The 10166-nt window shown below is 73.1% G+C and carries 9 protein-coding genes; 3 read left to right on the plus strand and 6 right to left on the minus strand.

The window, feature by feature from the left end:
• Positions 1-66 precede the first annotated feature (66 nt).
• On the plus strand, positions 67-2127 hold the full coding sequence (locus AC061S_RS39810) for an ATP-binding protein (protein ID WP_478690751.1): 2061 nt from the start codon (positions 67-69) through the stop codon (positions 2125-2127).
• A 36-nt stretch (positions 2128-2163) separates the two neighbouring features.
• Here the strand turns inward: AC061S_RS39810 and AC061S_RS39815 are convergent, their stop codons facing one another.
• Positions 2164-3114 (minus strand): MTH938/NDUFAF3 family protein, encoded by a 951-nt coding sequence (locus tag AC061S_RS39815; protein ID WP_478690752.1) that lies wholly within the window; start codon positions 3112-3114, stop codon positions 2164-2166.
• Positions 3115-3230: 116 nt separating this feature from the next.
• Between AC061S_RS39815 and AC061S_RS39820 the strand changes: the two genes are divergently transcribed.
• A complete protein-coding gene (locus AC061S_RS39820) occupies positions 3231-3620 on the plus strand; it encodes a VOC family protein (RefSeq protein WP_478690753.1) in 390 nt (129 codons plus the stop codon).
• Between the two features lie 77 nt (positions 3621-3697).
• On the opposite strand, the gene AC061S_RS39825 is transcribed toward AC061S_RS39820, so the two are convergent.
• The 4 genes from AC061S_RS39825 to AC061S_RS39840 form a co-directional block, all read right to left on the minus strand.
• Entirely contained in the window at positions 3698-4885 is a 1188-nt protein-coding gene (locus tag AC061S_RS39825) for an SGNH/GDSL hydrolase family protein (RefSeq protein ID WP_478690754.1), read from the minus strand.
• Positions 4886-5154: 269 nt separating this feature from the next.
• Positions 5155-6774 (minus strand): malate synthase A, encoded by a 1620-nt coding sequence (aceB, locus tag AC061S_RS39830; protein WP_478690755.1) that lies wholly within the window; start codon positions 6772-6774, stop codon positions 5155-5157.
• A 251-nt stretch (positions 6775-7025) separates the two neighbouring features.
• Positions 7026-7607: a nucleotidyltransferase family protein gene (locus tag AC061S_RS39835; protein ID WP_478690756.1), complete on the minus strand. Its 582-nt coding sequence runs from the start codon at positions 7605-7607 to the stop codon at positions 7026-7028.
• Positions 7604-7831: a hypothetical protein gene (locus AC061S_RS39840; protein ID WP_478690757.1), complete on the minus strand. Its 228-nt coding sequence runs from the start codon at positions 7829-7831 to the stop codon at positions 7604-7606. The genes AC061S_RS39835 and AC061S_RS39840 overlap by 4 nt, the downstream gene beginning before the upstream one ends.
• Positions 7832-7919: 88 nt before the next feature.
• Between AC061S_RS39840 and yczR the strand changes: the two genes are divergently transcribed.
• Positions 7920-9407 carry a MocR-like transcription factor YczR gene (gene yczR, locus AC061S_RS39845; RefSeq protein ID WP_478690758.1) on the plus strand — a complete coding sequence of 496 codons (1488 nt, stop codon included), beginning with the start codon at positions 7920-7922 and terminating at the stop codon, positions 9405-9407.
• A 6-nt stretch (positions 9408-9413) separates the two neighbouring features.
• Here the strand turns inward: yczR and AC061S_RS39850 are convergent, their stop codons facing one another.
• Positions 9414-9896, minus strand: coding sequence for a hypothetical protein (locus AC061S_RS39850; protein ID WP_478690759.1), 483 nt, complete (start codon positions 9894-9896; stop codon positions 9414-9416).
• Positions 9897-10166: the final 270 nt, after the last annotated feature.

A 10166-nucleotide genomic window follows, 5' to 3' on the forward strand; every position in this document is an offset into this window, starting at 1 on the left:
CAACGGGATTATCAGCCGATCATCTCTCTTTGTGCGTTCAACTGTTGACCACGTGACAGTGTGGACGTGTCGGACATCGCAGGAGGATGTGTGGGGGAGGCCGGCTCGGGCGTGCGGCAGGCGGTGCCCGCCGAATTGTCGAGCTTCATCGGGCGGGAGCGGGAGCTCTCCGCCCTCGCCTCGCTGCTCGCCACCGAACGCCTGGTCACGCTCACCGGACCGGCCGGCATCGGCAAGACCCGGCTCGCCGTGCGCACCGTCCGCACGCTGGGCGACCGGGACGGCCTGGACGCCGTATGGGCGGAGCTCGGCGCCCTGCCCGAGCGGTGCTGGGACCGTCTCGGAGCGGACCTGGCCGACCGCCTCGCGGGGCGCGACGCGCTGCTCGTGCTCGACGGCTGCGAACAGCTCGGGGAGGCCGGCGCGGGGCTCGCGGGCGAGCTGCTGCGGCGCCTGCCGGGGCTGCGGATTCTGGCCACCTCGCAGCGCCGGCTGCGGATCTCCGGGGAAGTGGTGCTCGCCGTACCGCCGCTGTCGGTGCCGACCGCGCCCTCCGTGCAGCCGCTGCCCTCGGCGCCGTCGGTCCTGCCGGGGCAGGCCGCACCCGACCCCACCCGGCGGTTCCCGGTGGCCGACGTCGCCGGCTACGCGGCCGTACGGCTCTTCGAGGAGCGGGCGCGCGGCGCCGACCCCTTCTTCGAGCTGACCGACCGCAACGCGGGCGCCGTGGCCGCACTGTGCCGGGCGCTCGACGGGATCCCCGGCGCCCTGGAGCTCGCGGCGGGGCGCTCGCACCAGTACGCGCCCGCGCAGGCGCTCCGCAGGCTCGGCTCCGACCCCCTGGGCTTCCTCGCCGGCGGCGCCGGCCGCAGCACCCGGGTCGACGCCGAACGCTCGCTGCGGCTGGCCTCGCCCGCCGAACGGCTGCTCTGGGAGCGGCTCTCCGTCTTCGCGGGCTCCTTCGACCGGACGGCCGTCGCCGAGGTGTGCGGCTTCGGGGCACTCACCCCGGACACCGCCGTCGAGGCACTGCTCCGGCTGGCCCCGGGCCTGCTCGCGGACGCCGGGCCGGGCCGCTACCGGCTGCCCCTGTCCGTACGGGCCTACGCGGCCCGGCGGCTCGCGCACGGACCCGCCGGAGACGGCGCGACGACGGCCCGGCGCCACCGCGAGCGCTGCCGGGTGGTGGCGGAGCGGGCCGCGCAGCTGTGGCGCACCGGCGCGCAGCGGGAGGCGCGCGCCCTCGCCCTGCGGGAACTACCCGAGCTGCGCGCGGCGATGAACCCGCTGGCCGCCGGGGGGCCGGGCGCGGCCCTGGAGATCGCGGTGTCCCTGTGGTTCCTGTGGTCCGCGTGCGGGATGGCGGCTGACGGGCGCCGGCACGTGGAACGGGCCCTGGCCGTGCACCCCGCGCCCCGGCCCGCCCGGGCGCTGTGGCTCGCGGCGTGGCTGGTCGCCGCCTTCGGCGAGGCGGACGCCGCCGACCCGCTGCTGGTGGAGGCCTGGACCGAGGCCGTACACGAGGGGGAGGACGCCTGCCTGGCCTACCTCGCGCACCTGCGCGGGACGATCGCGCTGTGGGAGGACCGGTACGAGGACGCCGCGGCGGAGTACCGGGACGGCCTGGAACTCCTGCCGGCGAATCCCGAGTTCGGCCCCGGCCGGGAAGCCCTGCGGGCCGCGCAGACCCTGGCGGCCGCCCGTACGGACCCGGCCTCGGTCCCGATCGAGGACGGCCCGCCGGACGGCCCGCCGGACGGCACGGCCGATCCGTGGGCCCGCTCCTGGGTGAGCTACGCCCATGCCCTGGTGCAGCGTCACGAGGGCCGCCCGGCGGCAGCCCGCAGCGAACTGCTCAGCGCGCTGCGGACCCAGTTCGCGCTGGACGACACGCTCGGGCAGGTCTTCTCGGTGGAACTCCTCGCCGAACTGGAGGCGGACCAGGGCCGCTACGCCGAAGCCGCCCGCCTCCTCGGCGCGGTCTCCCGCACCCGACCGCACGCGGCCCGGCCACCCCGCGTCCAGCACACGGTCCGCACCCGCCTCACCCCGCAGGCCTTCCGCGCGGCCTACACCTCCGGCGCCCGGACGCCCCTGCGCGAACTGCTGCCGGAACTGGCGGGCTGAGCGGCCTGAGCGGCCTGATCGGGCGGCCTTTTCGGCTCAGCAGGTCGAGTGGAAGAGCCCGCCGACGCGCTCGGTGGCGGCCAGCCGGTTGTAGAGCGCGACCGCAACGGTCGTCTCCTCGACGTGGACCTCCACCCCGGCGTCCCGGAGCAGCCGCAGCGTCTCCGGCATGGTGCCGAGCCGCAGCTCCATCCCGCGGCTGAGGACGGCCACCGTGCACCCCCGGTCCAGGAGGTCGGTCACGTCGGCGGGCTGGATGCCCGGCTCGTGCCGGGTGCCGTGCTCACCCCAGTCCCAGGCGCGGCCGCCACCCGGATACAGCACGAAGTCCTTCCCGGCCGGGAGCCCCTCCACCTCCATGCGGCCCCGGGCGAGGTGCGTGACCAGAGGGGAGCGGACGGGCGGGACCCACGCCATCAGGTTGCTCATCAGCTCGGCCTGCTCGACCGCGTCGTCCAGCGCGTGATGGGTGTGCGGCCGGCGGGAGCGCAGCTCGCGCGGCATGCGCCCCTTGACGGCCGCGCGGAGCGGCACCCGGGCCTTGGCCGCGTACAGGGTCTTCATGTCCAGGCAGCCCGAGTGCCCGAAGGGGCTCTCGCCGCCGAAGCTCATCAAGTACCAGTACAGGAAGGTCCAGTCGAAGGAGGCCGGGTACGCGCACATCACCGGCTGTGCCCCCGACGAGACCTCCCGCACCCATGCGCGGAACTCCGCCATGGCGACGGCCGGTTCGGCCCCCTCGCGGAGCAGCCGGTCCCGGTCCAGCCCGCTGACGGCGAGGGCCTCCGGTACGTACGCCTCGCTGATCGGACGCAACTCCCGGTAGAAGGTGTCCTGTTCCGGATCGGCGGCCGTATACGAAGCCCCGTCCTGCCGACCCGCCACGGCGGCCCCGAAGCTGATCATCGAGTACGGCCCGGGGATGGGCCCGTCGGCCTCGATGTCGACGGAGATGTAGAGACTGGGACGCGCGCCGCGGACTGTCATGCGCGAGAGCATGCCAGCCCGCGGCCGCGACGATCACCTGATTTCCCGGTCGACGACCGCCGGGCCCAGGAGGAACATGGGAGCAGGGGCGCGTGCGACGGATCGAGGGAGTGGTCATGTTTGCGGACAGCAAGGCCTACAGCGGCTTCTCGGTCGACGACCTCGGGAAGGCGAAGGAGTTCTACGGCGGCACGCTCGGGCTTCGCGTCACCGAGGAAGCGGACATGCCGATCCTGCAGCTGCACCTCGCGGGCGGCGGGTTGGTACTGGTCTATCCGAAGGAGAACCACGAGCCCGCGAGCTTCACGATCCTCAATTTCCCCGTTGACGACATCGACAAGGCGGTCGACGAACTCGCCGCGCGGGGCGTCCGCTTCGAGCGCTACGAAGAATTCGAGGCCGACGACAGAGGCATCGTCCGCCCCACCGAGCGCGGAATGCCGTCCATCGCCTGGTTCAAGGACCCGGCGGGCAACATCCTGTCCGTCCTCAACGAGTCCGGGTAGTACCGCACCCCGCCGCGGCGAGGCCGGAAGGACCAGGCCGCGGCGGATCAGCACTACGGAGCTACGGAGCTACGGAGCTACGGGGCCGGGGTCAGGTACATCCCGCTCTGGTCGGCCCCGGCGGTGTTCTTGCAGCCGAACCCGCTGCCCGCCGGCTGCGCCACGACCAGTGCCAGGCAGCGCCCGGCCGCGAGCTGCCCGAAGTAGTTCGGGTGCATGGACTCCTGGACCAGCCCCTGCGTCTCGCTGCTGTCGATCCAGCGGGCCCACTCGCTGGTCTTCGCCGAGGCCGGCGCCGCGGTGGTCACCTGCTTGCTCGCCTTCGCGCAGACCTCGCGCCCCTGCATCATGTCCTTCAGGTCCAGGAACTGCGCGCCCTTGGCGGCGGCGACCGCCTTGAGCCGCCCGGCGATCTGCGGCACGAGCGAGTCCCGCGCCCAGTCCGAGTCCCTGTTCCAGAACGGACACCCGCCGGTGTTGAGCCGGCTCCAGTCGCTCTGGGTGTACCGGTTCTCCGCGCCGCGCGGGATCGGGGACGGGTAGGACTGCAGCACGATCCGGTACGAGGAGTCGGCGTACCCGGCGCCGCGCATGACGGCGCGCACCTCGTCCACGGACTTGCCCACGTCGGCCATGACCCCGTCGATCTTCTGGTCCACACCCCACTGCTGATCGTCGTAGCAGTAGGAGTTCCAGAGCGCGAAGTCGTACGCGCACTCCTTGATGATGTCGGCGAAGCCGAGGTCGTTGCCGCCGATGGACAGCGCGATGACCTTGACGTCGTTGCTCGCGGCCACGGCGGCGAGCTGATCGGCCTGCGGGGCCTCGCCCTTGAAGGCGACGCCTCCGTTGGAGGCGCGGAACACGTTCTGCGAGACGGCTCCGGAGCAGGCCAGGTTGATCGCGACGTCGGCGATGGCCCCGGCGCTCTTCACCTCGGCGGAGTCCGACCGGTGGCAGCCGCCGGCGGTGGCCCCGTAGACCTTGCCGGGGTCGTAGCTGCTGCCGCTCACCCAGGCGCGGTCGGTCCCGGTCCGGCTCCCGCTGTTGGTCAGGCTGTTGCCCTTCCAGCGTCCGGCCTCCCCGGAGATGTAGCTGTCGCCGAGGGACACCACGGCGGTGGGCCCGGTCCCCGGGCCGGCCACGGCCGTCCCGGCCCCTCCGGCGACCAGGGCCCCGGCGACGAGCGGCACCGTCATCCCGATCCCGGCCAGTCGTCGCACCCGACGGGCCCGGTCCATGCTGTCGCTGCGCAATCCGATCACTGCGGAACTCCTGCGGTCGGCCATGCGCATGCCGGAAACAACTCCGGCGCATGGCTGGGTAAGTGGGGGTTACCTCCGGCCGGTGGCAATCGGAAAGGTGCCACTCTCCGCGTTGTTACCGCTAGGTACATGCAAGTTACGAACAAGTAACAACCGACCGGTCGTTCGGCGCGGACCGGTCGGACGTACGACAGCGCCCCCGGAGCCGGAGGGCTTCGGGGGCGCTGTCGTGGTTTCGGCTGCTGTGCGATTCAGCCGAAGACGGGGTGTCAGCCGACGAGCTGGTCGTACGCGGGGAGGGTGAGGAAGTCCGCGTAGTCCGCGTCCAGGGAGACCTGGAGGAGGAGGTCGTGGGCCTGCTGCCACTTGCCGGAGGTGAAGGCCTCCTCGCCGACCTCGGCGCGGATCGCGGCGAGTTCGGCGGCCGCGACCTCGCGGGCGAGGTCGGCGGTGGCGAGCTTGCCGTTCTCGAAGACCACGCCGGCGTTGATCCACTGCCAGATCTGCGAGCGCGAGATCTCGGCGGTGGCGGCGTCCTCCATCAGGCCGAAGATGCCGACGGCGCCGAGACCGCGCAGCCACGCCTCGATGTAGCGGATGCCGACCTGGACGGCGTTGCGCAGGCCGTCGTACGTGGGCTTCGCGTCGAGGGAGTCGATCGCGATGAGCTCGCCGGCCGCGACGTGGACGTCCTCGCGGAGGCGGTCCTTCTGGTTGGGCTTCTCACCGAGGACGGCGTCGAAGGAGGCCATCGCGATCGGGACCAGGTCGGGGTGGGCGACCCAGGAGCCGTCGAAGCCGTCGCCGGCCTCGCGGTCCTTGTCGGCCTTGACCTTCTCGAAGGCGACCTTGTTGACCTCGGCGTCCTTGCGGGACGGGATGAAGGCCGCCATGCCGCCGATGGCGTGCGCTCCGCGCTTGTGGCAGGTCTTGACGAGGAGCTCGGTGTACGCCCGCATGAAGGGCGCCGTCATCGTCACCGCGTTGCGGTCCGGCAGGACGAACTTCTCGCCGCCGTCACGGAAGTTCTTGACGATGGAGAAGAGGTAGTCCCAGCGGCCGGCGTTCAGGCCCGCCGCGTGGTCGCGCAGCTCGAAGAGGATCTCGTCCATCTCGTACGCGGCCGTGATCGTCTCGATCAGGACGGTCGCGCGGACGGTGCCCTGTGGGATGCCGACGTAGTCCTGGGCGAAGACGAAGATCTCGTTCCAGAGGCGCGCCTCCAGGTGGGACTCGGTCTTCGGCAGGTAGAAGTACGGGCCCTTGCCGAGCGCGATGAGGCGCTTGGCGTTGTGGAAGAAGTACAGGCCGAAGTCCACGAGCGAGCCGGAGGCCGGGCCGCCCTCGAACTGCAGGTGGCGCTCCTCCAGGTGCCAGCCGCGGGGGCGCATCACGACGGTGGCGAGCTCCTCGGCGGGCTTGAGGGCGTACGCCTTGCCCGTGCGGGCGTCGGTGAAGTCGATGCGGCGCTCGTAGGCGTCGATCAGGTTGAGCTGGCCGAGGACCACGTTCTCCCAGGTGGGAGCCGAGGCGTCCTCGAAGTCGGCGAGCCAGACCTTGGCGCCCGAGTTCAGGGCGTTGATGGTCATCTTGCGGTCGGTGGGACCGGTGATCTCCACACGGCGGTCGTTCAGCGGGGCCGGGGCCGGCGCCACCTTCCAGTCGCCCTCGCGGACCTGTGCGGTGTCCGGGAGGAAGTCGAGCGTGGAAGTACGGGCGATCTCGGCGCGGCGCACGGAGCGGCGGGCGAGGAGCTCGGCACGGCGCGGGGCGAACCGGCGGTGGAGCTCGGCCACGAAGGCGAGGGCCGCTTCGTTAAGGACCTCGTCCTGCCGGGGCAGGGGCTCGGCATCGACGATGGCCAGCGATGACGGCGCTGGTGCGGACATATCTGTCACTCCTTCAGCGGCGGTGCCTGGCGGCCGCGGGGAATGCTCGCGCTGGACGGCACGCAGTGCCGTCGGGTGTGGAGAGTTCCGGGATACGGTCGCGGGCGCCGTCTGGGGGTTCAGGGCGCTTCTGACCAGTGGATAGTAATTTCCTCATGGTGGAAGTTCAATGGTTTGTTGATGTCGAGATTCTCTGAGTCGACAGATTCCGCTTCACGGTGGCCCTCAGTGCCATCGCGGTCACAGCCCGCTCAGGCCAGTCGTGCCAGGTCGGGAGGCGTGTCGATGTCGAAGGCCTCCGCGATGTCGCCGCACTCGACCAGCGTGAGTTCCGCCGCGTGCGCCGAGAGGTGCACCCGCGCGCCCTTGTCGCCCGTGGCCGTCGCCACGATGTCCGGCCAGCGGTCCGCCCCGAAGAGCACCGGGTGCCCGCGCTCGCCGCCGTAGGACGCCGCCACCAGGCTCGCGGGGGACCGGTAGGCGGCCCGGACCCGGGCCACCGCCTCCGGGCCGATGCCCGGCTGGTCCACCAGGGAGACCAGGGCCGCGCGGGCGCCCGTACCGGCCAGCGAGGCGAGGCCGATCCGCAGGGAGGAGCCCATGCCCTCGGCCCAGTCCGGGTTGTCGGTCACCACGCAGCCGCTCAGGTCGGCGCGCTCGCGCACCTCGGCCGCCGAGGCGCCGAGCACCACGTGCAGCGGGCCGCAGCCCGCCTCGCGCAGGACCCGTACGGCGTTCTCCACCAGCGGGCGGCCCCGGTAGGTCAGCAGGGCCTTCGGGCGGCCGCCGAGGCGCCGGCCGCCGCCGGCCGCGAGGAGCAGGCCGGCGATCACCGGGGGAGCGGAGTGGCCGGCTGCCGCCGCGGGCTGCTGGTGTCGCTGCTGGTGCTGCTGCCGGTGCTCGTCTGCTGTGCTGCTGTGGGGTGACATGTCACCGATTCTCGCTCGCGCCGCAGGAGGCGCCGTACGGCGGCCAGCGCCGCCCCCACGCGCAGGGGCTCGGCGATCCGGTTCTCGGCGGCGGTGAGCAGGGCCCGTTCGTCACGGTCGGTCAACATTGCGGCATCTCCTTGCCAATCGGCGGCCAATGCAGCGAGTCTGGACCTGGATTGGCCTGGCAGGCAGAGCCAATCAGGGGAGGTTGGCATGGCAAACGGGCGAGTGGTCCAGACGGCGGACAGAATGATCAGCAGCCGCCAGCTCGCGGCGCTGCTCCCGGCGGAGGTCCTGGCCCGCCCCGGCTACCGGGCCCTGGCCGACGCCGTCCGCACCCTGATCCTCGACGGCCGGATCGCCCTGCACGTGCGGCTGCCCGCCGAACGCGAGCTCGCCGAGGCGGTCGGCGCCAGCCGGGCCACCGTCACCGGCGCCTACGACCTCCTGCGCGAGAGCGGCTACGTCCGCAGCCGCCGCGGTTCCGGGACCTGGACCGAGCTCCCCGAAGGCCACCGCCCGGTCGGCGCGCACGCCATCGTCGGCGCCGGCGGCTACCACACCGACGGCGACCCCGGCATCGACCTGGCCATCGCCGCCATGGGCGCCCCCGAGGACAGCCTCTCCGACGCGGTGGCCTGGGCCGCTCCCCGGCTCCCGGCGTTCGCCCGCAGCCCCGGCTACCACCCCTTCGGACTGCCCGACCTGCGGACCGCCGTCGCCGAGCGGTTCACCCGGCGGGGACTGGCGACCCGACCGGAGCAGATCCTCGTCACGGCGGGCGCGCAGCAGGCGTTCGCGCTGGTGGTGAGCCTGCTGTGCCGGCCCGGGGACCGGGTGATGACCGAGAACCCGACCTACGCCAACGCCCTCGACGCCCTGCGCCACGCGCGGCTGCGCACCGGGTCGATCGCCGTCTCCGACGCGGGCTGGGACCTGGAGATCGCCGAGTCCGCGCTGCGCCAGACCGTGCCGAGGCTCGCGTACGTGATCCCCGACTTCCACAACCCGACGGGCGCGCTGATGCCGGCGGAGCAGCGGCTGCGGCTGCTGGCGGCGACCCGGCGGACCGGGACCTGGCTCGTGGTCGACGAGACCATCGCCGACATCGCGCTCGACGTGCCGGCGCCCGCGCCGCTGGCCTCGCTCGCCCCGAAGGGCGGAGCCGATCACGTCGTGACCATCGGCTCGCTGAGCAAGACCCATTGGGGCGGGCTGCGGGTCGGATGGATCCGGGCCACCGCCAAGATGATCACGGAGCTGACGGCGGTCCGGGTCGCGGCCGACATGACCGGCTCCGTCCTGGACCAGCTGGTGGCGCTGCCGCTGCTGGCGGGGCTGGAGCGGACGCTGCCCGAGCGGCTGGAGCGGCTGCGCGGGCAGCGCGCGGCGCTGATCGCCTCGCTGGAGCGGCACACGCCGGAGTGGTCCTGGCAGGTGGCGCCGGGCGGGCTCTCGCTCTGGGTGGACCTCGGGGAGCCGGTCAGCTCCGCCCTGGCGGACCGGGCGGCTGCGGCCGGGGTCAACATCGGGCGCGGCGCGCGGTTCGGGGTGGACCCCGGAACCTTCGAGCACCGGCTGCGGATCCCGTACACGCTGGCGGCGGAGCGGCTCGACGAGGGGGTGCGGAGGCTCGCGGAGGCCTTCCACGGGGGCGTGCCGCTGCCTTCGGCGGTGGACCGGCCGTACTGGGTGGCGTAGCGGCGGCTACGCCTGCCGGCGCCGGCGGAAGTAGGTGTTCGACTCCGGGCGGAACATCAGGAACACGGCCGTGAGGACGGCGGCCACGTGCACGGCCCGGCTGGCGCCGAAGAGCCAGTCCAGGACGCCGGCCCGGGCGGCCGCCGCCGAGAGCGATCCGCCGTCGACGAGGTATCCGAGCGGCTGGAGCACCATGGAGGCCGTGCCGAGGATGCCGAGGGCCATGGCGAGGGTGATGCGGGCCCAGCGGGCGCCGTCGCGCATGCGGCGGGCGATGAGGACGGCGGCGGCGAAGACGCTGAGGCGGATGGCGAGGCCGATGCCGATCTCTCCGGGGGAGCCTGTGCCGTCGGCGGCCATCCTGCCGATCGCGAGGACGGTTTCGAAGGCGCCTGCGGCGACTGCGGTGAGCCAGAGGGTGTAGGCGGTACGGGTCGCCCGCGGCGCGGTGGCGGTGGCGGCGGTGGCTGGGGCCGTGGTGGTGGTCATCGTGGCTCGCCTTCGGGGGTCGGTTGCTGCGACACCTCGAATGCTGTCGATTCCGGGGAGTGGGCACGCGCCGGGGAGCCGGTGGGTGCGGGCGGGGGGTACCCCCCCCGGGCAGGCGGGGGCCGGTGGGCGGGTACGGGCGCTCGGCCCTGCGGGGCGGAGTCCCCTACCCGCCCTTCGCCCGTTCCCCGGGCTCCGCCCGGACCCGGTCCTCAAACGCCGGACGGGCTGAAATCAGCTCCGCCCGGACCCGGTCCTCAAACGCCGGAC

The sequence above is a fragment of the Streptomyces sp. CA189 genome, assembly GCF_056428985.1.